Here is a 26211-nt window from a genome sequence, read left to right on the forward strand (position 1 = left end):
GTGCGTGCCGGGCGCCGCGGGCCGGACGAGGCGGTGCGGACACGGCCTAAGGCCGGGCCACCGCCGCCGCGCTCGCCCAGTGGCACGCCACCTGCGTCTCCCCGCCGCCCGCGAGCACCGGCAGGTCCTTCGTGCGGCAGGCGTCGGCGACACCCGCCCGCTCCGCCTCGCCCGACGCCAGCACCTGGCAGCGCAGATGGAAGCGGCAGCCCGACGGCACCTTGGACGGGTCCGGCGGCTCACCGGTCAGCACCACCGGCTCGCCCTCGGCCTCCGGCAGCACCGACAGCAGCGCCCGGGTGTACGGATGCTGCGGAGCCGTGAGGATCTGCTCCACGTCCCCGGTCTCCACGATCCGGCCGAGATACATCACCGCCACCCGGTCCGCGATGTTCCACGCGAGACCGAGGTCGTGCGTGACCACCAGTGCGGACAGGCCCAGTTCGTCCCGCAGGCGCAGCAGCAGCGCCAGGATCTCGCCGCGCACCGAGGCGTCCAGCGAGGCCACCGGCTCGTCCGCCACGATGAGTTCGGGCTCCAGGACCAGCGCGCCCGCGATCACGACCCGCTGACGCTGACCGCCCGACAGCTCGTGCGGATAGCGGAGGAAGAACCGCTCCGGAGGCCGCAGCCCCGCCCGGGACAGGGCGTTCGTGACCGCCTCCCGTTCGTCGCCGCCGTACCGGTGGATGCGCAGGCCCTCGGCCACGGCGTCGTACACCGTGTGCCGCGGGTTCAGTGAACCGCTGGGGTCCTGCAGCACCAGCTGGACGCGCTTGCGGTAGGCCTTCAGCGCCCGGCTGCCGTAGTCGAGCGCCTTTCCGTCGAAGGTGACCTGCCCGCCCGTGGGCGGGACCAGACCGAGCAGCGAGCGGGCCAGCGTCGTCTTGCCGCAGCCCGATTCGCCGACCAGCGCGACGATCTCGCCCGGCCTGATGTCCAGGTCGACCCCGTCCACGGCACGGGCCGGGTCGGCGCCGTGCCTGCCGGGGAACGAGATCCGCAGATCGCGCGCACTGAGCAGGTCCGTGGTGGTCATGATGTGCTCCTTGCTTCCTCGGCGCCCTGCGGGGCCGGGGCCCCGTCCGGCCCCACCAGCACACACGCGGCCTCCCGTCCGGGCCCCGCCACCCGCAGCTCCGGGTCCTGCGTGGTGCAGGAGTCCAGGGCCACCGTGCAGCGCGGATGGAAGGTGCAGCCGGCCGGCAGCGCCGACGGGTCGGGCGGGTCGCCCGGCAGCCCCCGGGGCGCGAGCCGCGAGGCCGGGTCCCCGATCCGCGGGAAGGCGCCCGACAGGGCCTTGCTGTACGGGTGGTGCGCCCGCTCGTAGACCTCGGACGCCGGGCCCTGTTCCACGACCCGGCCCGCGTACATCACGGCGAGCCGGTCGCAGGTGTCCGAGAGCACCGCGAGGTCATGGCTGATCATGATCAGTCCGAGGTCCTGCTCGGAGACCAGCTGTTCGATCAGCCTCAGGATCTGGGTCTGGATCATCACGTCGAGGGCCGTCGTCGGCTCGTCGGCGATGATCAGGCCCGGATCGCAGGCGAGCGCCATCGCGATCATCACGCGCTGCCGCTGCCCGCCGGAGAGCTCGTGCGGATAGGCGTCCGCCCGGGCGGCGGGCAGCCCCACCTGCTCCAGCAGCTCACCGGCCCGCTTGCGCGCCGCGGCCTGCGTCGTCTTCTTGTGCAGCACGATCGGCTCGGCGATCTGGTCCCCGATGCGGTGCACCGCGTTCAGCGAGTGCATCGCACCCTGGAAGACGATCGAGGCGCCCGCCCAGCGCACGGCCCTGACCTGACCCCACTTCATGGCGAGGACGTCCTCGCCGTTCAGCAGGATCTCGCCGGTGACCTTCGTGCCGGCGGGCAGCAGCCGCAGCAGCGCGAGCGCCAGCGTGGACTTCCCGCACCCCGACTCCCCGGCGATGCCGAGCTTCCTGCCCGCTTCGACCTCCAGGTTCACCCCGCGGACCGCCCGGGCCCCGCCGGCGTACGTCACCGTCAGATCGCGTACCTCGAGAAGAGGCGTCTTGCGGATGCTCGTCGTGCTCAACGGGCCACCCCCAGCTTGGGATTGAGGACGGTTTCGATGGCGCGCCCGCACAGCGTGAACGCCAGGGCCACCAGAGCGATGGCGATGCCGGGCGGCGCCAGGTACCACCAGTCGCCCGCGCTCACGGCGCCGGCTTCGCGCGCGTCCTGGAGCATGCCGCCCCAGGAGGTGATGGTCGGATCGCCGAGGCCGAGGAAGGCCAGCGTGGCCTCCGTCAGGATCGCGCTGGAGATGACCAGCGTGGTCTGGGCGAGCACCAGCGGCATCACGTTGGGCAGGACGTGCCGCAGCATGATGTGTCCGTGCCCGCCGCCCAGCGCGCGGGCGCGCTCGATGTACGGACGGGACTCCACGGCGAGGGTCTGCGCCCGCACCAGCCGGGCGGTCGTCGGCCAGGTCGTGACGCCGATCGCGATGATGACCGTCCACAGGGAGCGGTCCATCACGGTGGCGAGCGCGATGGCCAGGACCAGGGTCGGCATCACCAGGAACCAGTCCGTGACCCGCATGAGGACCGTCGAGTACCAGCCGCGGAAGTGTCCCGCGACGATCCCGACGACCGTACCGATGGCCACGCAGAGGAAGGCGGCGAGCAGCCCCACGGTCAGCGAGACGCGCGCGCCCCAGATCAGCAGGGCGAGGACGCTGCGTCCGAACTGGTCGGTGCCGAGCGGGAACTCGGCACTCGGGGACTCCAGGGCGCCACCCGGAGCCTCGGTGACGCTCTGCGCGTTCTCGCCGGTCAGCACCGGTGCGCACACGGCGATCAGCGCGATCAGGATCAGCCCGGCGAGCCCCCACAGACCACCCCGGTGGCTGCGGTACTCCCGCCAGAACCGGGCCACGGAACGCCGCTTGCGGGCCCGGGCCAGCGCGCCGGCGCTCTTGGTCTCCTCGGGCCCGGATTCCTCGGGCGCGGGTACCTCGGCGCCCGGTGTGGACGCGGGCATGGATTCGGTCGTCATCGGCCCACCCGGGGATCGAGCAGCGGATACAGCAGATCGGCCAGGGTGTTCGCCAGGATCACCGCGGTGGCGAAGACGAAGAACAGTGCCTGGACGAGTGGAAGGTCGGGGACGCTCAGTCCTTGGTAGAAGAGTCCGCCGAGGCCGGGCCAGGAGAACACGGTCTCGACCAGGATCTGTCCCGCGACCACATGGCCGAGGTTGACGAACATCAGCGTGAAGGTCGGGAGCATCGCGTTGGGCACGGCGTGCTTGCGGCGGACCGTGTCGTCGCGCAGCCCCTTGGCGCGCGCCGTCGTCAGGTAGTCGCTGCCCATCTCGTCCAGGAGCGAGGAACGCATCACGAGGAGCGTCTGCGCGTAGCCGACCGCGACCAGGGTGATCACGGGGAGCACCATGTGGTGCGCGACGTCGAGCACGTACGCGAAGCCCGTCTCGTTGCCCGACTCCAGCCCGCCGGTCGGGAACATGCCCGGAATCGGTCCGATGCCCACCGAGAAGACGATGATGAGAAGCAGGCCGAGCCAGAACGAGGGCACGGAGTAGAGCGTGAGCGCGAGCGCGGTGTTGAACCGGTCGCTCTTCGATCCGTTGCGCCAGGCGGTACGGGTGCCGAGCCAGATGCCCAGCGCGCTGTAGAGGACGTACGCCGTGCCGGTCAGCAGCAGCGTCGCCGGGAGAGCCTCGGTGATCTTGTCGATGACCGGGGCGTGGTACTGGAACGAGGTGCCGAAGTCACCGGTGAGCGCGTCGCCCACGTAGTCGGTGAACTGCTGCCACATCGGCTGGTCGAGACCGAACTGGCGTCGCAGCGATTCGAGTTGTTCGGCGGACACGGGCCGCCCGCCGGTCATCTGCTTGACCGGGTCGCTGGGAATCAGCCGGAAGAGGAAGAAGCTGGTGACCAGTACGGCGAACAGCGAGACGGCCGCGCCGAAGATCTTGGCGGCCACGTACTTCAGATAGGCCTGGGTGTTGCGCGCCCGTGGGCCGCGGGCGGCCGGGAGGCCGGCCGGAGCCGGACCTTCCGTGTCCGCGTCCGCCTGCTTCACGAGCGCCGGAGTGCTGTCAGCTGTCATGGGAACTCTCGTTACTCGTGCTGCACTTAGAGGGACCGGCCGACGGGGCCCTGATGCCAGGACCCCGCCGGCGGTCGCTCTCATCCCGTCCGCGGGAACGACCCGCGGTCCGTGGTCCTACTCGCGATCGTCCGCGGTGGTGCGGCGGCGGCGGGAGAGGAGGAACCCGCCACCGGCGAGGACCACCACGGCCACGACGATGCCGATGACGATCCCGGTCGAGCTCGAACCGGAGTCGCTGTCACCGTCCGCGCCGTCACTGCCGGCCGGAACGGCAGACCACCAGCTCCAGTACCCGTCCTGGCCGTAGATGTTGCCGGCCGCCTCGGGCATGGTCGTGATCGACTTGATCTGGTCGGTGCGGTAGGCCTCGACCGCGTTCGGGTACGCGATGACGCTCATGTACCCGGAGTCGTACAGCCACGACTGCATCTGGCCGACGAGGTCTGCACGCTTGGTCGTGTCGTACTCGGCGAGCTGCTTCTTGTAGAGCTCGTCGTACGTCTTGTCGCAGATGAAGTTGTCCGTGGCCGCGCTTGCCTTGGCCTTGACCGGCAGGGCCGCGCAGGTGTGGATGCCGAGGACGAAGTCCGGGTCCGGGTTGACGGACCAGCCGTCGAAGGCGAGGTCGTACTCACCGGCGTACCACGGCACGGAGACGTCGTCGAGGCACTCGACCTTGAGGCCGACGCCGATCTTGCCCCACCACTCCTTGAGGTACTTGCCGATCGCCTTGTCGTTCGGGTCCGTCGCGTGGCACAGGATGCGCAGGTCGAGGGCCTTCCCGTCCTTGCCGACGCGCTTGCCGTCCTTGAGCGCGTAGCCCGCCTGGTCCAGGAGCTGACCGGCCTTCGTGGGGTCGTAGGCGAGGCTCTGGCTTGCCGACGGCTGCCAGGCGTACTCCGAGAAGCGCGGCGGGATGTACCCCTGGCCCTCGACGGCATGGCCCTGGAAGACCTTGTCGATGATCGTCTTGCGGTCGATCGACAGGAACAGCGCCTGACGGACCTTCTGGTCGAGCAGCGCCTTGTTGCCGTTGCCGAACTTCTTGCCGTCCTTGGTCTGCGCGCCCGGGTTGGTGGCCAGCGCGAAGAAGCGCCGTCCCGGTCCCTCGTTGACCTTGATGTTCGCGTCGCCCTTGAGCGAGTTGGCCTGGGCGGGCGTCAGCGCGGGCGAGCCGGCGACGAAGGAGACCTCACCCTTGCGGAGCGCGGCGACGGCGGCGTCCTGGTCCTTGTACGTCTTGAAGACCAGCTCGTCGAACTTGGGCTTGCCGCGCCAGAAGTCCTTGTTCGCCTTGAGCTTCACGTACTGGTCGACCTTGTAGTCGCTCAGTACGAACGGCCCGTTGCCCACGACGGGGAAGTCCGTGTCGTTGTTGAACTTCGAGAAGTCCTTGACCTTCTCCCAGACGTGCTTGGGGACGATCGGCACATCGAGCGCGGCCATCGTGGCCTGCGGCTCCTTGAGCTCGATGACCAGCTGCGTCGGGCTGGGAGCCGTCACCTTCTTGAAGTTGGTGACGAAGCTGCCGTTCGCCTGGGCGGCGGCCTCGTCCGTCATCATCTTGTTGAAGGTCCAGGCCGCGTCCTCGGCGGTGGCCTGCTTGCCGTCCGACCACTTGGAATTACTCCGGATGGTGTACGTCCACGTCAGCTTGTCGGCCGACGGTTCCCACTTCGTGGCGAGACCCGGGACGGCGTGATTGTCCTTGGGGTCGTAGTTCGTCAGGAAGTCGTACATGAGCCGGGAGACGCTGGTGCTCAGCAGCTTCTGGGCGAGGAACGGGCTCAGGGAGTCGACGCTCTGCGCGACCGCGACGGTCAGCGTCTTGTCGCCGCTGTCGGCGGCCTGCGCCTGCTGGGGCGCGGCCCCGGTGGGCAGGCCCGGTACGACGGACCCGGCTGTGAGAGCAAGGGCGGCCGCGCCGGACGCCACGAGGACGCGCAGACGTGAGCGTGGCTGGGCTGAGGGCGGTGGAACTCTTTCGACCATGGTCAGGGACCTCGCGTCAGGACTCGCACGGAGAAGGCGGGTTGATCTGTGGTTCGCCAGCTGGTGAAGCGAAGGTTTATCAGCGGTGGTCGAGCCGCGTCAACGGTCACCGAAACGGCGTGTGGTCTGCGGGAATGCAAGGAGGGTCCACATCGTGGAAGCGATGTGGACCCTCATTGGTCGAGACCTCTGACGCCTTACTGCTGAGGCGCTGGCGGCGGCTGCGGAGGCTGCTGCTGCCACCCCGCGGGCGGGACGGGACCCTGGAGTTCGGGGTGGGCGAGCTGCCCCGGCTGCCCCGGCTGACCAGGCTGTCCGTCGTGCTGCTGCGGCGGGGGCGGACCGGCCTGACCGGCCGTCGACTGCGCCTGGGAGGGCAGTGACTGCTGCCAGTTCTGTCCGGCGCCAGGCGCGGCCTGCGGCGGATAGGGCTGCTGCGGCTGTCCGCCGTAGGGCTGCTGCGGGTACGGCTGTCCGGGCTGCTGAGGCGGCTGGGGCTGCTGGGGCGCGTACGGCTGCTGCCCGGGTGCCGGCATCTGCTGGCCCGGCATCTGCTGTCCGGGCATCGGAGGCGCGTACTGCGGCGGCGGGTTGCCGCCGCTCGATGTCCACAGCCCCTGCTGCTGCTGGGCGCGCGCGAAGTCCTCGGCTACGAGGGCGGAGAGATGGAAGTACGCGTCCCGGGTCTTCGGACGCATCATGTCGAGGTCGACCTCGGCACCGGCCGAGAGGTGTTCGTCGAACGGTACGACGACGACGCCGCGGCAGCGCGTCTCGAAGTGCTGGACGATGTCGTCCACCTTGATCATCTTTCCGGTCTCCCGGACTCCGGAGATCACGGTGAGGGACCGCTGGACCAGTTCCGCGTACCCGTGCGCCGACAGCCAGTCCAGCGTGGTGGAGGCACTTGACGCGCCGTCGACCGACGGGGTCGAGATGATGATCAACTGGTCGGCGAGGTCCAGCACCCCGCGCATCGCGCTGTAGAGCAGCCCGGTACCCGAGTCCGTGAGGATGATCGGGTACTGCTTGCCCAGGACCTCGATCGCGCGCCGGTAGTCCTCGTCGTTGAACGTGGTCGAGACCGCCGGGTCCACGTCGTTGGCGATGATCTCCAGACCGGAGGGCGCCTGCGAGGTGAACCGCCGGATGTCCATGTACGAGTTGAGGTGCGGGATCGCGTGGACCAGGTCACGGATGGTGGCCCCGGTCTCGCGGCGGACCCGGCGGCCGAGCGTGCCGGCGTCGGGGTTGGCGTCGATCGCGAGGATCTTGTCCTGCCGCTCGGTGGCCAGGGTCGCGCCCAGAGCGGTGGTCGTCGTGGTCTTGCCCACGCCGCCCTTGAGGCTGATCACCGCGATCCGGTAGCAGGAGAGCACCGGGGTCCGGATCAGATCGAGCTTGCGCTGCCGCTCGATCTCCTCCTTCTTGCCGCCCAGCTTGAAGCGGGACGCGCCGGACGGGTTGCGGCTGCTCTTCGCCTTCTGCTTGCCCCGGACGAGCCGGTCGGAGGAGAGCTCGACCGCGGCCGTGTAGCCGAGGGGCGCGCCCGGCACGGAACGCTCGCGCTGGTCGTGGGTGACCGGCGTGGGCCAGGCGCTTCCGGCGCGGGGGTCGGCGGGCGGTCCCTGGGGCGGTCCTTGAGGCGGTCCCTGGGGCATTCCCTGAGGTGCTCCCTGAGGCATTCCCTGGGGCGGGAGTTGCTGGGGGTGCGGCTGCTGCGCGTGCGGCTGCTGATGGTGCGGCGGCTGCTGCTGCGGGGCAATCTGGGCGGGAAGATTCGGGGTGGCCTGAGCCGGCGGCTGGGCGCCCTGGGGGAATCCGTAACCGCCCTGTGGCTGCTGCTGTCCCTGCGGCAGCTGGGGAACGTGGGGCGCCTGGGGTGCCTGGGGTGCCGGCGGGGGAAGTGCCGCACCCTGCTGCTGCCCGGGCCACTGGTGCGCCTGAGGTGCCTGCGGCAGTTGGGGCGCGGGAGCAGCGGGCGGCGGAAGCTGCGCCGGAAGTGCCGCCCCCGGCCGGTCCTGCTGGGGCTGGGGCTGGGGCGGCTGCGGGAAGCCGTAGCCGCCGTCCTGCGCCGGGGCTGCCGGCCGGTCCTGCTGCGGGAACGGGGGAGCCTGCGGGGTCTGCGGGCTCGGTGCGGCCTGGGCGGCCGGGGCCTGCGGGAAGCCGTAGCCGCCCTGTCCGGCGTCGGCCGGGGGCGTCGGGGGCCAGTGGGAGGCCGGCCGGGGCGCCTCGGGCTGCGGGGCCGCGGGCTGGAACGACGGCGGCAACGGCGGCAGCCCACCCGGCGCCGGTGCGGGGCTCCAGGGTGCGGGCGCCGCGTCCTGGGGTGCGCCGGCCGCCGGAACGTCGAGGGGCGCCGCGTCCGCGGGCGCGGGCGGGGGCACGGCGTCCGTGGGTGCCGAGTCCGTCGGTACGGCGTCGGCGGGTTCGTCGACGTGCGGTTCGTCGTCGGAGCCGTCGTGGCTCGCGGCGCCGTCCGCCGGAGGCGCGTCGAAAGGTGCGTCGTCGTCGGCCGCGCGGGCGCCGTCCTCCGAGGCGAAGGGTGGCGGGGTGTCGGACGGTTCGGAAGGCGAGGAGTCCGCATCCGCATCAGCATCCGCATCCGCGTCAGCTTCCGCGGAACCGGAAGTGGAACCGGAACCGGAACCGGAAGTGGAAGCGGACACGGGCTCGTCCCGCACGTCGTCTGCACCCGCGTCGGACTCCGCGTGCGCCGAACCGGTCACCGGGCCGCCGTCCCCCGCCTCGGCACCGTTCTCGGCGGCGCTCCCGGCCTCGGCTTCCGCAGCGGCCTCGCGCTCTGCGATCTCCCGCTTCAGCGCGGCCGACGAGAACCGCATCGTCGCGCCGCTCTCCACATCGCCGGCCCCGAAGGGATCCGGCGCACCGCCCGCGCCCGGCACCGGATGCCCGGCTGCGGCACCGTGGGCCGGGGCCGGGGGAGCCGGAGTCCAGTCGGGATCGAAACCGCTCCCGGCCGGCAGCCCGGGCACGGAGACGGGGGCGCCGCTGGGCGGCGGGGGCGGTGCCAGGTGCGTACCGGCGCCGCCCGACGAGTCGCCCGGCGCGTTCTGCGTGTACCAGGCGGGCGGGGTGTAGTCGATGGTGAACTCACCCGTCATCTCGGCGGGCTCCGCGTCGGACGACTCGTCGACGGGCTTGTTCCAGCCCCCGCGCATTTCGTCCCGATCGCCGTTCACTTTGCCTCCTGGTGTGGTCGAGCACCCTTGTGCCGTGGTGGGTGGGGGCGACCGTTCCCTCAGGTCCTGACCCAGGGTCTTTCGTTCGGATCAGGATGGGCTCGCGGTGTGCGGTGCCGCACCTCGCGACGTTGTCGGCGGGCGCCATGGCACCGCACGCCGCTCCCCGATCCAGCCTGATCCGAACGAAAGACCCTGGTGCGAACCGCCAGGCTCTCCCCCTGGGACGCGCATTGCCTGCCCGCAGGTTCTTCTGCCGCGCCCGGACCCACCCTAATCGCCATCGGGCTCGCCACGGCAGGCCGTACGGCACCGCGGCTCCTGTCCCGTACGTCACGTACTGCCCTCAAGTGCACTGCGTACAGCCGGGAGTGAGGCGTAAAGCGGTCAAACATGCACATCTGCGCGGGGAAATCTGAACAATTCGCACACGTCGTGGTGGGTCGTCAATCCATCCTGCGGGCTTCGCCCAGCAGTCCCGATTCCGCATCGGTCGCCCGGATCATCACGAACTGCCGGTCCCGGCGCGTGCACCAGAGGGTGACGCCGTCCGTCAGGGTGGACAGGGCCCGGGTGTCGTCGGGTCCCAGACCCATCAGATGCCCGATCCGGTCGGCTTCGTCGGGAGAGACCCGCTGAACGCCGACCAGGGACGACTTCTCCATCAGCCCGGCAGCCACCGGACTCAGATACGGCAGCAGTGTCACCACCGACTGCCACGGACCGGATGCCACCCTCCCGCGCGGTGGCCTTATGCCGCAGTCGCGGACGACGACGACCGGCGACCCGGCCGACGGACCCTGCGGAGGCACCCGCCCCACCTCGTACAGAGCGATGCCGGCCCCGTCTCCTCCGGCGGCCCGCACCAGCCCGTCCCAGGCCGGGGCCCGCCCCGTCTCGACCACGATCCGGGCGCCGGTCGCCGCCGCCCGCAACGCCAGAACCTGCGCCGTCCACAGCCCGCCGATCAGCGTGACGTCGTACGGAGTGGGCCGGGCGATGCCCAGCACCGCGGCGCGTCCCTCGCCGTCCACGCCGATCACCACGCCGTCGTCGCCGACCGGCAGGGCGAGTGGCGCCAGCTGCTCGGGCCGGACCGTGTGCCGGGGACGGCGAGGGCCGGCCGTACCGAACCCCAGCCGGCCGAGTCCCCGTGCGGATACGGACATCAGCGGGGGACCTCCCAGGGGCAGGGTGGCGAGCACCCCGGGCAGCTGTTCCCGGTCGAGCCGCACCAGCGAGGTCTTCACGCCGCGGGCCGTGCGCTCCAACTCATGGCGCGCGGCGAGGAGTTCCCGGTCGTCGCGACCGGTGACACGGACATGGCCGGTCACCGTGACCTCCTGCCGGTCACCGTGCCCCAGCGTGAGGCTGAACGTCGTGGCCAGGGCCGGGACCGAGGTGAGCAGCGCGACGAGCTGCGGCATCGGTGCGCCGCCCCCGCCCGGCTCCGGCCAGCGGCGCACCCAGTACGTGGTGTGCGGCCGGTCGTCGCACCGCCAGGTGCGTGAGGTCTCCCGGGTACGGCGGACAGGCGCCCCGCCCCGGCCCGCCCCCGCCGTGACCGGCGGACTCGCTCCGGCGGACGTGGCGACCGCCGCGCCGAGTTCCTGTTCCGTGAGCACCGTCGCGGTCAGCCCCGCCCCGGTCAGCCTGCCCGCCAGCTGGTCCGCCGCGCGCACCAGGCACTTCTGCGCCCCGATGAGGCCGCCGCCCCGTGCCCGTACGGCCTCCGGACAGAGTTCCGGGGCCAGCTTGAGCGCGATCCAGGTGATCCGGACCGCCGGAGCGCCCGTCCGGGCCTGCAGTGGCGCGTAGTTGCGGGCCGCTACCGACTGCTCGGGCAGATGCGAGGCGGGGGCCGGCTGGGTGTGCTGCACGATCTGTGCCGACTCCAGCCGGATGCCGTCGACGTCGAGCGCGTCCCGTACGAGTGCCAGGGGGAGCGGTCTCGCGGACCGGTCCCGGCGCAGCGCCGTGCCGTCCGCGTCGATCCTGAGGACGGCCGTCAGATAGGTACCGTCGCCGATCATGCCGACCGGTCGCCGGTCGCGGCCCGCGAACGAGTGTGTACGCAAAGCCGGTTCGCACTCCGTCACGGGACCGGGGCCCGGGTCGGTGCCCGCGGCCGGTTCCGCCGACGCGGCTCCGCGCTGCCGGGCGCGCAGCGCGAGGACCGCGTGCAGCAGCGCGGGAAGGGAGCGGCGGCGTCGCCGCGCGACGGCGAACAGCACCAGTACGGCCGCCGCCACCGAGGCCGGGGCGAGCAGCAACGGATCCACCACCCAGGCGCACAGCAGCAGTGCCCCCGCGATCTCGAACAGGACGAGCTGGTGGAGCCGCAACGATCCGGCCCGGCCGCCCCATCGCGCGAAGCCGTGCCCGCGGCCGTCGGCCGAGGGGCCCGGAGCTGCGGTCCGGCGCTCCCCGGGAGGCCGCCTCTCGGCGACCGGAGCCGTCCGCGTCGCGGAAGCCGTCATCGCGGCACCCCCCGTTCATCCGGCCCGGCGCCTTCCGGACCGGGCCGTACCACCCTCGCCCCACCGTGGTCCCAGGCGGGGTGAATCACCCTACCCGGCCCACAACACCGTTGGATCTACAGGCATAGTAGGGAGCCGGTCCGGCATCGGGGGTCCGGTACGGGACGCCGGCCGCGGCCGTTCCCGGTGCCGTGCGGTCGGACACGGGAGACGGACGGACTCATGGCATCGCGGCGCGACGACCTCAACGCGTACACCTTCGCGAAGCGGCGCGTGGTGGCCGCGTTCCTCCAGCCCTCGCCCACCGGCTCCGACGAGGGGGCCCCGCGCCCGCTGCGCGCCGTCCTTCCGGGCCTCGTCACCGGCGCACTGATCCTCGCCGGGTTCGGCGCCTACGGCATGTTCCGGCCCGCCGCACCCAAGGACTGGGACAGCCCCGGCACCAAGGTCATCGTCGGCAAGTCGTCGACCACCCGCTACGTGGTGCTCACCACCGGCAGGGGCGCGGACCGGGAGACGCTGCTGCACCCCGTGCTGAACCTCGCCTCGGCCCGGCTGCTGCTGACCCCGCAGAACTACGGCGTCATCCAGGTCGACGACGACATCCTCGACGCGGGCGAGCCCCCGCGCGGACCCGTCCTCGGCATCCCGTACGCCCCCGACCGGCTGCCCGAGGCGAAGGACGCGGGCACCGCCAAACGCTGGGCGGTCTGCGTACAGCCCGGCAGCAGGGGTACCAGCGTGCAGAAGGCCGCCTTCGTCCTCGCCGAACGCGACGAAGCACTGACCGAGGGCGCCGGCCGGCTCACCGGCGGGCAGGTCCTCTACGTCAGGGGACAGGACCGCACCCGCTACCTCGTCGATGCCCGCGGCACGAAGTACCGCATCGACGAGAGGACCGCCGACCTCGGCCATCTGACCGGCGCCCTGGTCGGCAGCGCGCAGCCGCAGCCCGTCACCGACGACTGGCTGGCCACCTTGCACGACGGCAGCCCCGTCGCCTTCCCACGGATCCCCGGCACCGTCGGCGCCCCCGCGCACATCGAGGGTCACCTCTCCGCGCGGGAGAACCGCGTGGGCACGGTGCTGCGCACCCGGAACGGAGAGGGGACCGCCCACTACGTCGTCCTGGACGGCGAGGTCCGGCCGGTCTCCGAGTTCACCGCCTGGCTGCTGATCAACTCCCCGCAGACCGCACCCCTCGACCTGGCCGGCGAGGCGCGCCCGGCCGGCCTCCAGGACTTCGTCCCCGGATCCGAGCCCTTCGCGGGCCAGGCCGCGCACTGGCCCGCGCGCCGGGCCGTCCGCGTCAACGCCGCCGGCCGCGACACCGTCTGCAACGTGCTGCGCCGCACGGACGGCACGGGCCGCACGACGCTGAGCACCTGGGCCGGCCCCGCGTTTCCCGCCTCCGTCGGCGCCGGCGGCACGAGCACGTACGTCACCCCGGGCAGCGGGCTCCTCTACACCCAGGTCCGGGAAGGACAGAGCGGCCCGGACGGATCACTCTTCCTGGTGACCGACACCGGACTGCGGTACGCGGTTCAGGCGAACGGGGACAGCGACGCCGAACACTCCGACATCGGCACCGGCGGAGCGCGTGAGGGGCAGGACGAGCGCCCCGAGCCCAGCCAGGCACAGATCAGGCTCGGCTACGGGAAGGTGACGCCCGTCCCCGTCCCGGTCGCCTGGTCGGAGTTCCTCGCCAGGGGCCCCCGGCTCGACACCAACAGCGCCCGCAGGCCCCAGGGTTCCTGAAGGGCCCGGCAGGGGCAGGGCGGCGGAACACCAGTGGACAGACGCGGGGGAGAGCACGCGATGCCGTACCGGAAGAGGGTGCTGGTGGCGGCTGCCGCCGCCGCGCTGGGCGCACTCGCGGGGCCGCAGGCCGCGTACACCGTTGCCCGCCCGGACGGTCTGCGCATCGCCGGCGTCGGCACGTGCGACTTTCCGATGAGGAAGCAGTTCGAGGGGCGTCCCTGGCCGCTCCAGCGGGTGCTCCTGGACGAACTGTGGCAGGACACGCGGGGCAAGGGCATCCGTGTCGCCGTCATCGACACCGGGGTGGACGACACCAACCCGCAGCTCAGGGATGCCGTGGACGCGTCCGCGGGCATCGACTACACGAGGGGCGGCGGGAGCGACGGGACCGTGGACGAGGTCGGTCACGGCACCAAGGTCGCCGGCATCATCGCCGCCCGCCCCCGCGCGGGCACCGGCTTCGTCGGTCTGGCACCCGAGGCCACCGTCATCCCGATCCGTCAGAACGACGGGAGGCACAACGGGCTGGACAGCGCGATGGCCGCCGCGATCGACCACGCGATCGCCGAGGGCGCCCAGGTCATCAACATCTCCCAGGACACCACCAGGCCACTGGCCGACGACTCGCTGCTCGGCCGGGCGGTGGCGCGGGCGGTCGCCGAGGACATCGTGGTGGTCGCCGCAGCGGGCAACGACGGCGCGGACGGCCGGGAGAGGATGACCTACCCCGCCGCCTTCGACGGTGTCCTCGCCGTCGCCGCGTCCGACCGCAACAACGAACGCGCGCCCTTCTCCCAGGCGGGGGAGTTCGTGGGAATCGCCGCACCCGGGGTCGACATCGTCTCCACCGTCCCGGGCGACGGCCAGTGCGCCGACAACGGCACCAGCTTCGCCGCTCCCTACGTCGCCGGGGTCGTCGCGCTGATGCGCGCCAAGTACCCGGACTGGACGGCGGCGCAGATCATCGCCCGGATCGAACAGACGGCGGAACGCTCCGTCAACGGGCGTGACGCCTTCGTCGGATGGGGTGTAGTCGACCCGGTCCGCGCACTGTCCGGGGACGACGCCCCGCAGGACGCCCCCCACCCGGACGCACCACCCGCCGGCGCCCGGGCCCCCGAGCCCGCGCACCTGGCGATGTCGGAGACCTCGCAGCAACGCAGCAAGCGGTACGCGACCTACGCACTGGCCTCGGCGGCCGTGCTCGTCGGTGTGGTGGCGGGCGTCGCGACCGTGGCACGCGACCTCCGCCGACGCCGCGTTCCGCGCCGTCGCTGATCCGTGCGGGAGCCGTTTCCCGCCGCCGGGACGTCAGGGTCCAAGGTGCCGAAGTGGCTAGGGTGATCACGGACTTCACATGAGTGACGGGGAATCAGAAACCGGCCGGGGGCTTCGCCGGAGCCGGTGCGACCACCCCGGCTCAGCATCCCTTCGCATCCCTTCGCGAACCGAGAGAGGACCTCCGCATGACCAACCCCGCGGGTGGTTTCGGACTTGCCGACGAACCGGTCGTCCAGGCCAGGAACAAGATCGTCAGAACCGCCGAGGCGGTCTCCACGCAGTCCAGGGAACTGGCCGACATCCTCGCGACGGCCGGGGCCGGGTGGACCGGAGCCGGCGCTTCGGGATTCACGTCCGCGCAGCTCCTGATCAACGAGGACCACGACGAGATCCGCCGGCTGCTGAACGTGCTGCTCCACGCGGTGGGCAGCACCAGGAACCTCAGCAACGCGAACGACGAGGAGGTCCGCGCCGCCTTCAACGCGGTCAGGACACCGGCCTCGGCGGGCAGCGCCTCGGGCCTCGACGGCGTCTGAACCGACTCTCCCCATCCGTAGCCGAGCCAGAGGAGAACCCCGATGGGTCACGACCCGCACACCAAGGTCAGGTACGACAGCGTCCAGGAGATGGCGAACCGCATCCGTGTGGTGTCGCAGAACATCTGCCGCGACCTGGAGGAGATGGACGGCGCGCTCAAGGTGGTCACCGACACCTGGGACGGCGAGGCCCACACGGCCTACGTGCTGCTCCAGAACAAGTACCGCGGCAAGGCCGATGACATGAAGGGCCGCCTGGAGCACGTCGCGAGGATCATCGAGAACGGCAAGGACAACTACCGCGCCACGGACCTCAGGGCCTCACGCCTGTTCACCGAGGCGTACTGAGACGCCCGCGCGAGGCCGCGTACAGGAAGACGGGGCCGCGTACAGGGAGACGGGAAGAGGGGCACGTTCACCCGGACGTGCCCCTTCCGTCGTGCGGAGACGCACGTTCCGGTGAACGTCGTATCTCCCGCACGCGGCGTCCTACGTAAGGTCGAACTCGCCGTCCCGGGCGCCCAGGACGAACGCACGCCACTCGGCCTCCGTGTACCGCAGCACGGTGTCCGGGTCCAGCGAGGACCTCATCGCCACGGCCCCGCCCGGCAGATGCGCGATCTCGACGCGCTCCTCGGCCTCTTCGGTCCCGGGCGCACTCAGCCATTCCACCCCCGAGATGTCGAGTGCGTACAGCTCGTCCTTCTCCGCCTGCGTGCCCATGGTCAACGGTTCCTCTCCGTACGTGGCTCTGCACGGCACCGTACAGGCACCGCCGCGGCCGTCAGGTCCTGTCCGCAATTCCCTGCGAGCAGGGCCCTTCCTGTGCATTCATGACTCTCTCAGGGCCGCTCCGGAAGCCTTCCCGTCTGCACCAGGGGGCTGCCGCGCCGCCGGGTGGCGAAGTAGCCGCGCCCCGGCGGCATGGGACGCCCGCGCACCGCTCCGACGAGGTCCCCCTCGGCCGGACTGCCGGACAGCACCACCCCTTGGGCGCCCAGCTCCTTGATCCGCTGCATGAACGTCTCGTACATGGCACGCGACGCCCCCGCCGAACTGCGCGCGATGACGAAACGCACCCCGGTGTCCCGGGCGAACGGCAGATACTCCGCCAACGGGGCCAGCGGACCGCCCGCTCCCGTCGCCACCAGGTCGTAGTCGTCGACGACGACGAAGATCTGCGGGCCGGTCCACCAGCTCCGGTCCCGCAACTGCCGCGGAGTCACGTCCCCCGGAGGCTGCCGCCGCGCGAACACACCGGCCAGCGCCTCCATATGCGTGCCCAGCGCGTCCGCCGTCGGCGCGTACTCCAGCAGATGGCTCTCCGGCAGCGCGCCCAGCAGACCCCGCCGGTAGTCCCCGACGACGAGCTTCGCCTCGTCGGGGGAGTACCGCTCCGCGACCTGCTTCGCGATCAGCCGCAGCAGATTGGTCTTGCCCGACTCGCTCTCACCGAAGACCAGGAAGAACGGATCGGTGTCGAAGTCGACGAACACCGGCTCCAGATCCGTCTCGGCGATCCCGATCGCGATCCCGCGGTCCGGGAACTCGAACCCCTTCGGCAACCGCTCCGCGGGCAGCTTCAGCGGCAGCAGCCGTACGGAGGGTGCCGGCGCGCCCGTCCAGTTGTCCCGCACCGTCCCCGCGAGCGCGGCGGTCGCGTCGGCGAGGCCCGACGCGCCGGTGACGGAGTCGATACGCGGCAGAGCGGCCATGAAGTGCAGCTTCTCCGCGACCTGACCGCGGCCCGGCACCCCGGCGGGCACCCGGCCCGCGACCTTCCGGTCGAACTCGGAGTCCATGACGTCGCCGAGCCGCAGTTCGAGCCGCCCCAGGATCTGGTCCTTCAGCCCGGCGCGCACCTCCATGTACCGCGCGGCCGAGAGCACCACATGGACCCCGTAGCCCAGCCCGCGTGCGGCGATGTCCGTGACGACCGGTTCCAGCGACTCGTGCGCGGTCCGGAAACCGCCCCAGCCGTCGATGACCAGGAACACGTCCCCCCACGCCTCACCGGGAAGCTCACCGAGCGCGCGCCTGCGCCGGTACGTGGCCACGGAGTCGATGCCCCCGGCGCGGAACAGCTCCTCGCGCCGGGCCAGCACCCCCGCCACCTCCGCGACCGTGCGCCGCACCCGCTCCGGATCCAGCCGCGAGGCGATCTGCCCCACATGCGGCAGATCCGCCAGCGGGGCGAGCCCGCCGCCACCGAAGTCGAGGCCGTAGAACTGCACCTCCTGCGGGGTGTGCGTGAGCGCGAACGACGCGATCAGGGTCCGCAGCAGCGTCGACTTCCCCGACTGCGGGCCACCGACCACCATCAGATGTCCCGCAGCCCCGGAGAAGTCGCGGTACAGCACCTCGCGCCGCTGCTCGAACGGTTTGTCGACCAGACCGAGCGGGACCGTCAGCCCACCGGGCCGGCTGTACCCCGTGGCGGTGAACCCGCGTCCCCCGGCGGGAGCGAGCCCCGGCAGCAGCTGGTCCAGCGCCGGAGCCCGGTCCAGCGGCGGCAGCCACACCTGATGCGCGGGCACCCCCTGCCCCTCCAGCCGCCGCACGACCACGTCCAGCACGGTGTCGGCGAAGGCGTCCTGCGCAGCCGGCAACGGCACCGGCTGCGGGGCGCTCCCGCCGGGCCCCGTACCGTCCGGCGGCACCGGCACCGGCATCGCCCAAAACAGCGCCGCCCGCCGCGCGGCGGGCAGCCTCCCCGCGGCGGGTCCCGCACCCCGCCGGTACGTCCCCGACACGTACGCCGCCTTGAACCGGGTCATCTCCTCCGTGCCGGCCTTGAGATAGCCCGAGCCCGGCACCGAAGGCAGCAGATACGCGTCCGGCACGCCCAGTGCCGCCCGCGACTCGGCGGCCGAGAAGGTCCGCAGCCCGATCCGGTACGAGAGATACGTGTCCAGACCGCGCAGCCTGCCCTCCTCCAGCCGCTGCGAGGCCAGCAGCAGGTGCACGCCCAGCGAACGGCCGATGCGGCCGATCTGGATGAACATGTCGATGAAGTCGGGCTTGGCGGTGAGCAGTTCGGAGAACTCGTCGATCACCAGCACCAGCGAGGCCAGCGGCTCCAGCGCCGCCCCCGCCGCCCGGGCCTTCTCGTAGTCATGGATGTTCGCGTAGCTGCCCGCCGAGCGCAGCAGCTCCTGCCGGCGCTGGAGCTCCCCACGGATCGCGTCGCCCATCCGGTCGACGAGGGCCAGGTCGTCGGCCAGGTTGGTGATGACGGCGGCCACGTGCGGCAACTGCGACATCCCGCTGAACGTCGCCCCGCCCTTGAAGTCCGCGAGCACGAAGTTCAGCGTCTCGGAAGGGTGCGTGACCGCGAGACCCAGCACCAGCGTCCGCAGCAGCTCCGACTTGCCGGAACCCGTGGCGCCGACACACAGCCCGTGCGGCCCCATGCCGTCCTGCGCCGCCTCCTTGAGGTCCAGCACCACCGGCAGCCCGTCCTCGCCGACCCCGATCGGCACCCGCAGCCGCTCGGAGACCGGCCGGGGCCGCCGGCTGCGGGCCACATCGACCGCGCCCGCGTCGCCGAGGCCCAGCAGTTCGGTGAAGTCCAGCTCCGACAGCAGCGGTTCACCGTCCTTGCCGCCACCCGTCCGCAGCGGCGCCAGCTGCCGGGCCAGCGCCTCGGCCGCAGGCAGCGAGATGCCGTCCGGTACGCCCTCGTACGCCCCGCCCCCGGCCGGCTCCAGCCGCAGCAGCCCCGGCCGCGCCATCACGGTGAGGCCGCCGCGGACAGCGGCGGGCTCACCCTCCACCACCTCGACGACGGTCACACCCTGCAACCCCTCCGGCGCCCCGAGCACCGAGCCCGGCGCCACCCGGCCACCGTCCAGGACCACCACGACGTGCGGCTGGTCCGGCAGCGGCGCGCTCTCCCGGCCGAACCGCGGCCGGCCCTCCAGCCGCCCGGCCAGCAACGGCTCCAGAGCGGCCGGGTCCGCCGCGAACAGCCGCTTCGAACCTGCGCCGTCGACCTGACCGGGCACCTGCGTGTGCGGCAGCCACTTCGTCCAGTCCCAGCGCGCCACCGCATCCGGCCCCGCCACCACCGCGACCACCAGATCGTCCGGCGCGTGCAGCGTCACGAGCTGGGCCACCAACGCCCGCGCCACCGACTGCGCCGACTCCGGCAGCCCGCACACCGTCACCCGGGGGAACGCCCGCACCGGGATCGCCACCGGCAGGCCCTCCAGCGAGCCGTGCACCGCCAGGAACCGCCGCAGCGCCCCCGCGCACACCGGCTCCGGATCATCGGCCGGATCGGTGTCCGGCGCCGACAGGGGCGTCGACAGCGGCTGCGCCCCGAGCCCGACCCGCACCTGCCCGAAGTCCGCGTCGGCGGACCGACGTTCCCAGACCCGGACGCCCTCCGCCACCACCGACCACAGCTGCTCGGGACCGGGATGCAGATACCACTGCGCATCACGCTGGGCGCGCGCCGTCCGGCGCACCGCACGCCGCGTCTGCGCCAGGTACGCGAGGTAGTCACGCCGCGCACCCGCCAACTGCCCCTGTGTACCGCGCCGGTGACGGACCACCTGGGCGACCGCCATGGCGACCGTCGAGACCAGCATCAGCACACCCATGATCCGCATGAACGGCGGCGCCTGCGGCGAGAAGAAGAAGACCACCGACGAACCCATGCCGAGCACCGGCAGCACCTGCATCAACAGGCCCTCGCGCTGCCCGCGCGGCAGCACGGGAGGGGCCTTCAACGTCAGCCCGTCGGCGCCTGGTTCCGGCGGCAGGGCCCGCGGTGGACGCTTCACGACGATCTGGCTCACCGGTGCATCAAATCCCTCGGTACGGACGGGCCGGAGGCCGGACGGACCCGCACCGGCGCCCCCGTGGCAGCCTCCGCCCACGGACTGGCCTCCGCGCGACCGCGATCCTACTTCCCGGGCACCGGCGCAGAATCCGGGATTCACCCGTCCCGGTAGGGTGGCGCGCGCATCGTGCGCGACCGCGAAACCGGGGACCGGACCCGTAAGTGTGCGCAGCCGCCGACCGGGGGGACCAGACACGTGAGTACGACCGCAGAGACCGGCTTCTGCCGCGTCACTGTCGTGGCGCCCGACAGCCGGATCGACGTCGCGCTGCCCGAGGACCTCGCCGTCGCCGACATCTGCCCGGAGATCCTCCGCCTCACCGGCCGGACCCAGGCCGTCGCCACACCCACCGGCCACCACCTCGTACGACTCGACGGCACGGTCCTCGACGGCGCCCGCACCCTCGCCGCCCAGCAGGTGCTCGACGGCGAGATCCTGGCCCTGCGCCCGTTCGCCGAATCGCTGCCGCCCGCCGTCTTCGACGACGTCTCGGACGCAGTCGCCTCCGCCGTCGCCCGCGACCGCCATCTGTGGAGCGACGACCTGCTGCGCGGCGCGGGCCCGGCGGGCGCCGCGCTGCTGCTCGTCCTGACGGGCTTCGTCCTCTGGTCCGCCGACCCGGTCCACCACGACATGCACAGCCTGCCCGGCGTCATCGCGGGCGCCGCCGGCGTGCTGCTCACGGCCTTCGCGGGGGTGCGCGCCCGGGTCTACGGGGACCGGGTCACAGCCGTCGCCCTCGGCCTCGGCGCGCTGCCCCTCGTCCTCATCGCCGGCTCCGGCATCATCGGCCCGGACACCGGTCAGGGTCCGGGCAGGCTCCAGTTCCTGCTCGGCTGCGTCGCCGTGCTCGTCGCCTCGGTGGTCCTCGTCGCCGTCACCCCGGGCGGCGACGCGCCGTTCGTCGCGGCGGCCCTCCTCGCCACCGCGGGCACCCTGGCGTCCTTCGCCGCGATCCTCACCGGGTCCTCGGCGGCCGCCGCGGCCGCCGTCTGCTCCCCGGCCGCCATCGGTCTCGTCGCCTTCCTGCCCGGCCTCTCGGCCCGGTTCGCCCGCCTCCCCATCGGATACGCCCCGCAGCGCACCGCCCGGACCGGCTACGACGACCCCTTCGCGGACCCGGACGCCGGCCACCGCGACGCCCCCGTCGACGACGCGCACATCGCGGAGCGGGCGCGGCGCGGCCACGAACTCCTCCTCGGCCTCGTCGGCGGCTGCGCGGCCCTCGTCGTCGCGTCCGCCGCGGTGCTCGGCTTCTCCGGCGACACCTGGGCCCAGCTCCTCGCCCTGGCCACCGGCGGGGCCATGCTGCTGCGGGCCCGGCTCTTCCGCTACACCTCGCAGGTCGTCTGCGTACTCGCGGCAGGCCTCGGCTCCCTCGCCCTGCTGATCACCGGGCTCGCGCTGAACCCGCCCGCCGGCCTGGTGGCGGAGCTCGCCCGGTACGGGGACCGCGGCTCCCTCGACCTGCGTACCGTCTGGATCTGCGCAGCCGCAGCCGCCGGCGTGACCCTGTTCACCGCGGCCGGCCTGATCGTTCCCCGCAAGGGACTCTCCCCGTTCTGGGGGCGGGTCCTGGACCTGACGGAGAGCGCGCTGCTGCTCTCCCTGGTCCCGCTCTGCCTGGCGGTCCTCGACGTCTTCACGCGCGCGAGGGCCCTCACCGGCTGAGGCCCGTCCGGGCCGCTCCGGGCGGCTGGTATTCTGTCGGTGGCCGTTTGTGTACGCGTTCCCGGTTCGTTCTGGGGACTGCGCTCATCGGACCTTCGCTCCCGAGTCACCCAAGCTCCCCTGAGATCAAGACCAGGGGCACTCGTGAGCGCATCGAACACCAAGAGGAGTACGCGTGCCGCTCGACGCCGCTACGAAGAAGCAGATCATGACCGAGTTCGCGCAGAAGGAGGGCGACACGGGATCCCCCGAGGTTCAGGTCGCCATGCTTTCGCGCCGCATCTCGGACCTGACGGAGCACCTCAAGACGCACAAGCACGACCACCACTCCCGTCGTGGTCTGCTGATCCTGGTCGGCCAGCGTCGCCGCCTCCTGCAGTACCTGGCCAAGAAGGACATCCAGCGCTTCCGTGCGCTCGTCGACCGCCTCGGCATCCGCCGTGGCGCGGCCGGCGGCGCCAAGTAAGGACGCTGTGAAAGGGAGCGGTGCCCACTTCTGAGGGGGCCGCTCCCTTTGCCGTACGTGCGGTACCGGGGACATCCTCAGTAACCTGGACGTACAACAACAGACGAGGAGAGGCGCGCCACAGCCGCCGCCGGTCCTCGGTAGTGGCCCCCGGGACAACGCCCGGGAGCTTCGATCGAAGACCGGCCCCGCACACACGGTGCGCTTCTCCGCACCGTCCTCCGCCACACGGGCGTCAGGACGAAAGACGACGAGTATGGAGAAATCACTAGTGGAGAACGAGACCCACTACGCCGAGGCCGTTATCGACAACGGAACCTTCGGCACCCGCACCATCCGCTTCGAGACGGGCCGCCTGGCCAAGCAGGCCGCCGGCTCCGCCGTCGCGTACCTGGACGACGACACCATGGTGCTGTCGGCCACCACCGCTTCCAAGCGGCCCAAGGACCAGCTCGACTTCTTCCCCCTCACGGTGGACGTCGAGGAGCGGCAGTACGCCGCAGGCAAGATCCCCGGCTCCTTCTTCCGCCGGGAGGGCCGCCCCTCCGAGGACGCGATCCTCACCTGCCGCCTGATCGACCGCCCGCTGCGCCCGTCCTTCAAGAAGGGCCTGCGCAACGAGATCCAGATCGTCGAGACGATCATGGCGCTCAACCCCGACCACCTGTACGACGTGGTCGCGATCAACGCCGCGTCCGCTTCCACGATCCTGGCGGGCCTGCCCTTCTCCGGCCCGATCGGCGCCACCCGCGTCGCCCTGATCAAGGGCCAGTGGGTCGCGTTCCCGACGCACACCGAGCTCGAGGACGCCGTCTTCGACATGGTCGTCGCCGGTCGCGTCCTGGAGGACGGCGACGTCGCGATCATGATGGTCGAGGCCGAGGCCACCGAGAAGACCATCCAACTCGTCAAGGACGGCGCCGAGGCCCCGACCGAAGAGGTCGTCGCCGCCGGTCTGGAAGCCGCGAAGCCCTTCATCAAGGCGCTCTGCAAGGCCCAGTCCGACCTCGCCGCCAAGGCTGCCAAGCCCACCGGTGAGTTCCCGGTCTTCCTCGACTACCAGGACGACGTCCTGGAGGCCCTCACCAAGGCCGTCAGCACCGAGCTCGCCAAGGCGCTCACCATCGCCGGCAAGCAGGAGCGCGAGGCGGAGCTCGACCGCATCAAGGAGATCGCGGGCGAGAAGCTCCTCCCGGCCTTCGAGGGCCGCGAGAAGGAGATCTCCGGTGCCTACCGCGCGCTGACCAAGAAGCTGGTCCGCGAGCGCGTCATCAAGGACAAGGTCCGCATCGACGGCCGCGGCGTCACGGACATCCGTACGCTCGCCGCCGAGGTCGAGGCCATCCCGCGCGTGCACGGCTCGGCGCTGTTCGAGCGTGGCGAGACCCAGATCCTGGGCGTCACCACCCTCAACATGCTCCGCATGGAGCAGCAGCTGGACACCCTCTCCCCGGTGACCCGCAAGCGCTACATGCACAACTACAACTTCCCGCCGTACTCCGTCGGTGAGACCGGCCGCGTGGGCTCGCCCAAGCGCCGCGAGATCGGCCACGGTGCGCTCGCCGAGCGCGCCATCGTGCCGGTGCTGCCGTCGCGCGAGGAGTTCCCCTACGCGATCCGCCAGGTCTCCGAGGCGCTGGGCTCCAACGGCTCGACGTCCATGGGCTCGGTCTGCGCCTCCACCATGTCGCTCCTGAACGCCGGTGTGCCCCTCAAGGCCGCCGTCGCCGGTATCGCCATGGGTCTGATCTCGCAGGAGATCGACGGCAAGACCCACTACGTCGCCCTCACCGACATCCTCGGTGCCGAGGACGCGTTCGGTGACATGGACTTCAAGGTCGCCGGCACGAAGCAGTTCGTGACCGCGCTCCAGCTCGACACCAAGCTCGACGGCATCCCCGCCTCGGTTCTGGCCGCCGCGCTGAAGCAGGCCCGTGACGCACGCCTCCACATCCTCGACGTGATGAACGAGGCCATCGACGTCCCGGACGAGATGTCCCCGAACGCCCCGCGGATCATCACCGTCAAGATCCCGGTGGACAAGATCGGTGAGGTCATCGGCCCCAAGGGCAAGATGATCAACCAGATCCAGGAGGACACCGGCGCCGACATCACGATCGAGGACGACGGCACCATCTACATCGGTGCCCAGCAGGGCTCGCAGGCCGAGGCCGCGCGCGCCACGATCAACGCGATCGCCAACCCGACCATGCCGGAGGTCGGCGAGCGCTACCTGGGTACGGTCGTCAAGACCACCACCTTCGGTGCGTTCGTCTCCCTGATGCCCGGCAAGGACGGCCTGCTGCACATCTCGCAGATCCGCAAGCTCGCCGGTGGCAAGCGCGTGGAGAACGTCGAGGACGTGCTCGGCGTCGGTGCCAAGGTCCAGGTCGAGATCGCCGAGATCGACTCCCGCGGCAAGCTCTCCCTCATCCCCGTCATCGAGGGCGAAGAGGACGAGAAGAAGGACGACACCGACAAGTGACGTCCCGTAGTTCCGTGACGACGGCCCGCCCCTCCTCGGAGGGGCGGGCCGTCGCCCGTACCCAAACGCTTCTCAAGGGCACCAACGGCATCGGCACGGTCCGCCGCACGGTCCTTCCCGGCGGCCTGCGCGTCGTCACCGAAACGCTGCCCTCCGTACGCTCCGCCACCTTCGGTATCTGGGCCAACGTCGGATCACGCGACGAGACCCCGACACTGAACGGCGCGACGCACTACCTCGAACACCTCCTCTTCAAGGGCACCGCCAAGCGCAGCGCCCTCGACATCTCGTCCGCGCTCGACGCGGTCGGCGGCGAGATGAACGCCTTCACGGCGAAGGAGTACACCTGCTACTACGCGCGGGTCCTCGACACGGACCTGCCACTGGCCATCGACGTCGTCTGCGACATGCTGACCGGCTCGCTGATCGCCTCCGAGGACGTCGACGCCGAGCGCGGCGTCATCCTCGAAGAGATCGCGATGACGGAGGACGACCCGGGCGACTGCGTGCACGACCTGTTCGCGCACACGATGCTCGGCGACACCCCGCTGGGCCGCCCGGTCCTCGGTACCGTCGACACGATCAACGCGCTGAACCGCGGCCAGATCGCCCGCTTCTACAAGAAGCACTACGACCCCACGCACCTGGTCGTCGCCGCCGCCGGCAACGTCGACCACGCCACGGTCGTACGCCAGGTCCGCAAGGCCTTCGAGCGCGCCGGTGCGCTGTCCCGCACCGACGCCGTCCCCACGGCCCCGCGCGCGGGCTCCCGCACGCTGCGTACCGCGGGCCGGGTCGAACTGCAGAACCGCAAGACCGAGCAGGCCCACGTGGTTCTCGGCATGCCGGGACTGGCCCGCACCGACGAGCGGCGCTGGGCGCTCGGCGTACTCAACACCGCCCTCGGCGGCGGCATGAGCTCCCGCCTCTTCCAGGAGGTACGGGAGAAGCGCGGTCTCGCGTACAGCGTCTACTCGTACACCTCGGGCTTCGCGGACTGCGGGCTCTTCGGCGTGTACGCCGGCTGCCGGCCCAGCCAGGTGCACGACGTCCTCAAGATCTGCCGCGACGAGCTCGACCGCGTCGCGTCGGACGGGCTCGACGACGAGGAGATCAGCCGCGCGATCGGCCAGCTCTCCGGTTCCACGGTCCTCGGCCTGGAGGACACCGGCGCCCTGATGAACCGGATCGGCAAGAGCGAACTGTGCTGGGGCGAGCAGATGTCGGTCGACGACATGCTGGCCCGCATCGCGCAGGTCACCCCGGACGACATCCGTGCGGTGGCGGGCGAGGTCCTCGGACACCGTCCCTCGCTCTCCGTCATCGGCCCGCTCAAGGACAAGCAGGCCGACCGGCTCCACGAGTCGGTCGCCTAGTCACC

Annotated in this window: 16 protein-coding genes and 1 pseudogene; 8 read left to right on the forward strand and 9 right to left on the reverse strand. The window is 71.7% G+C overall.

The features are described from left to right. Positions 1–46 precede the first annotated feature (46 nt). The 7 genes and pseudogenes from ACIQMX_RS30190 to eccE all read right to left on the reverse strand — a co-directional run. On the reverse strand, positions 47–1039 hold the full coding sequence (locus tag ACIQMX_RS30190) for an ABC transporter ATP-binding protein (RefSeq protein ID WP_363071787.1): 993 nt from the start codon (positions 1037–1039) through the stop codon (positions 47–49). Beyond that, positions 1036–2058 (reverse strand): ABC transporter ATP-binding protein, encoded by a 1023-nt coding sequence (locus ACIQMX_RS30195; protein WP_402482772.1) that lies wholly within the window; start codon positions 2056–2058, stop codon positions 1036–1038. The genes ACIQMX_RS30190 and ACIQMX_RS30195 overlap by 4 nt, the downstream gene beginning before the upstream one ends. Next, positions 2055–3023 carry an ABC transporter permease gene (locus ACIQMX_RS30200; protein WP_363071783.1) on the reverse strand — a complete coding sequence of 323 codons (969 nt, stop codon included), beginning with the start codon at positions 3021–3023 and terminating at the stop codon, positions 2055–2057. Before ACIQMX_RS30200 ends, ACIQMX_RS30195 begins: the two co-directional genes overlap by 4 nt. After that, positions 3020–4102 (reverse strand): ABC transporter permease, encoded by a 1083-nt coding sequence (locus ACIQMX_RS30205; protein ID WP_363071781.1) that lies wholly within the window; start codon positions 4100–4102, stop codon positions 3020–3022. Before ACIQMX_RS30205 ends, ACIQMX_RS30200 begins: the two co-directional genes overlap by 4 nt. A gap of 117 nt (positions 4103–4219) precedes the next feature. Further along, positions 4220–6097, reverse strand: a complete 1878-nt coding sequence (locus tag ACIQMX_RS30210) for an ABC transporter substrate-binding protein (protein ID WP_402482776.1) — start codon at positions 6095–6097, stop codon at positions 4220–4222. A 197-nt stretch (positions 6098–6294) separates the two neighbouring features. Then, the gene (locus ACIQMX_RS30215; RefSeq protein WP_402482779.1) at positions 6295–9300 is read right to left on the reverse strand and encodes an SCO5717 family growth-regulating ATPase; all 3006 of its coding nucleotides are present in this window, start codon (positions 9298–9300) and stop codon (positions 6295–6297) included. 1178 nt (positions 9301–10478) lie between these two features. Further along, positions 10479–11780: pseudogene (gene eccE / locus ACIQMX_RS30220) on the reverse strand (type VII secretion protein EccE); the annotation flags it as partial. A gap of 222 nt (positions 11781–12002) precedes the next feature. On the opposite strand from eccE, the gene eccB reads away from it, so the two are divergent. From eccB to ACIQMX_RS30240, 4 genes are all read left to right on the forward strand, one after another. Next, entirely contained in the window at positions 12003–13538 is a 1536-nt protein-coding gene (gene eccB / locus ACIQMX_RS30225; RefSeq protein WP_402482782.1) for a type VII secretion protein EccB, read from the forward strand. Positions 13539–13598: 60 nt separating this feature from the next. Next, the gene (gene mycP / locus ACIQMX_RS30230) at positions 13599–14819 is read left to right on the forward strand and encodes a type VII secretion-associated serine protease mycosin (protein WP_363071773.1); all 1221 of its coding nucleotides are present in this window, start codon (positions 13599–13601) and stop codon (positions 14817–14819) included. A 188-nt stretch (positions 14820–15007) separates the two neighbouring features. Further along, positions 15008–15358 (forward strand): WXG100 family type VII secretion target, encoded by a 351-nt coding sequence (locus ACIQMX_RS30235; RefSeq protein WP_363071771.1) that lies wholly within the window; start codon positions 15008–15010, stop codon positions 15356–15358. Positions 15359–15400: 42 nt separating this feature from the next. Beyond that, a complete protein-coding gene (locus ACIQMX_RS30240) occupies positions 15401–15706 on the forward strand; it encodes a WXG100 family type VII secretion target (protein WP_363071769.1) in 306 nt (101 codons plus the stop codon). A gap of 141 nt (positions 15707–15847) precedes the next feature. Here the strand turns inward: ACIQMX_RS30240 and ACIQMX_RS30245 are convergent, their stop codons facing one another. Both ACIQMX_RS30245 and eccCa read right to left on the reverse strand, forming a co-directional pair. After that, entirely contained in the window at positions 15848–16081 is a 234-nt protein-coding gene (locus tag ACIQMX_RS30245; RefSeq protein WP_148021251.1) for a DUF397 domain-containing protein, read from the reverse strand. Between the two features lie 119 nt (positions 16082–16200). Further along, a complete protein-coding gene (eccCa, locus tag ACIQMX_RS30250; RefSeq protein ID WP_402482786.1) occupies positions 16201–20163 on the reverse strand; it encodes a type VII secretion protein EccCa in 3963 nt (1320 codons plus the stop codon). Between the two features lie 240 nt (positions 20164–20403). Here eccCa and eccD point away from each other — a divergent pair, with 240 nt between their 5' ends. The 4 genes from eccD (at position 20404) to ACIQMX_RS30270 (ending at position 26206) form a co-directional block, all read left to right on the forward strand. Continuing rightward, on the forward strand, positions 20404–21879 hold the full coding sequence (eccD, locus tag ACIQMX_RS30255; protein ID WP_402482789.1) for a type VII secretion integral membrane protein EccD: 1476 nt from the start codon (positions 20404–20406) through the stop codon (positions 21877–21879). A gap of 175 nt (positions 21880–22054) precedes the next feature. Further along, a complete protein-coding gene (gene rpsO / locus ACIQMX_RS30260; RefSeq protein WP_018551846.1) occupies positions 22055–22345 on the forward strand; it encodes a 30S ribosomal protein S15 in 291 nt (96 codons plus the stop codon). Between the two features lie 271 nt (positions 22346–22616). Next, positions 22617–24830 (forward strand): polyribonucleotide nucleotidyltransferase, encoded by a 2214-nt coding sequence (locus ACIQMX_RS30265; protein WP_267080089.1) that lies wholly within the window; start codon positions 22617–22619, stop codon positions 24828–24830. Then, a complete protein-coding gene (locus ACIQMX_RS30270) occupies positions 24827–26206 on the forward strand; it encodes a pitrilysin family protein (protein ID WP_363071763.1) in 1380 nt (459 codons plus the stop codon). The genes ACIQMX_RS30265 and ACIQMX_RS30270 overlap by 4 nt, the downstream gene beginning before the upstream one ends. Positions 26207–26211: the final 5 nt, after the last annotated feature.

This window comes from Streptomyces sp. NPDC091416 (genome assembly GCF_044756845.1).
Classification (GTDB): domain Bacteria; phylum Actinomycetota; class Actinomycetes; order Streptomycetales; family Streptomycetaceae; genus Streptomyces.

Coding starts and splice junctions, on each gene's coding strand:
- ACIQMX_RS30190 (WP_363071787.1), bottom strand. CDS start 1,039: ATGACCACCACGGACCTGCTCAGTGCGCGCGATCTGCGGATCTCGTTC.
- ACIQMX_RS30200 (WP_363071783.1), bottom strand. CDS start 3,023: ATGACGACCGAATCCATGCCCGCGTCCACACCGGGCGCCGAGGTACCC.
- ACIQMX_RS30205 (WP_363071781.1), bottom strand. CDS start 4,102: ATGACAGCTGACAGCACTCCGGCGCTCGTGAAGCAGGCGGACGCGGAC.
- ACIQMX_RS30210 (WP_402482776.1), bottom strand. CDS start 6,097: ATGGTCGAAAGAGTTCCACCGCCCTCAGCCCAGCCACGCTCACGTCTG.
- eccB (WP_402482782.1), top strand. CDS start 12,003: ATGGCATCGCGGCGCGACGACCTCAACGCGTACACCTTCGCGAAGCGG.
- mycP (WP_363071773.1), top strand. CDS start 13,599: ATGCCGTACCGGAAGAGGGTGCTGGTGGCGGCTGCCGCCGCCGCGCTG.
- ACIQMX_RS30235 (WP_363071771.1), top strand. CDS start 15,008: ATGACCAACCCCGCGGGTGGTTTCGGACTTGCCGACGAACCGGTCGTC.
- ACIQMX_RS30240 (WP_363071769.1), top strand. CDS start 15,401: ATGGGTCACGACCCGCACACCAAGGTCAGGTACGACAGCGTCCAGGAG.
- ACIQMX_RS30245 (WP_148021251.1), bottom strand. CDS start 16,081: ATGGGCACGCAGGCGGAGAAGGACGAGCTGTACGCACTCGACATCTCG.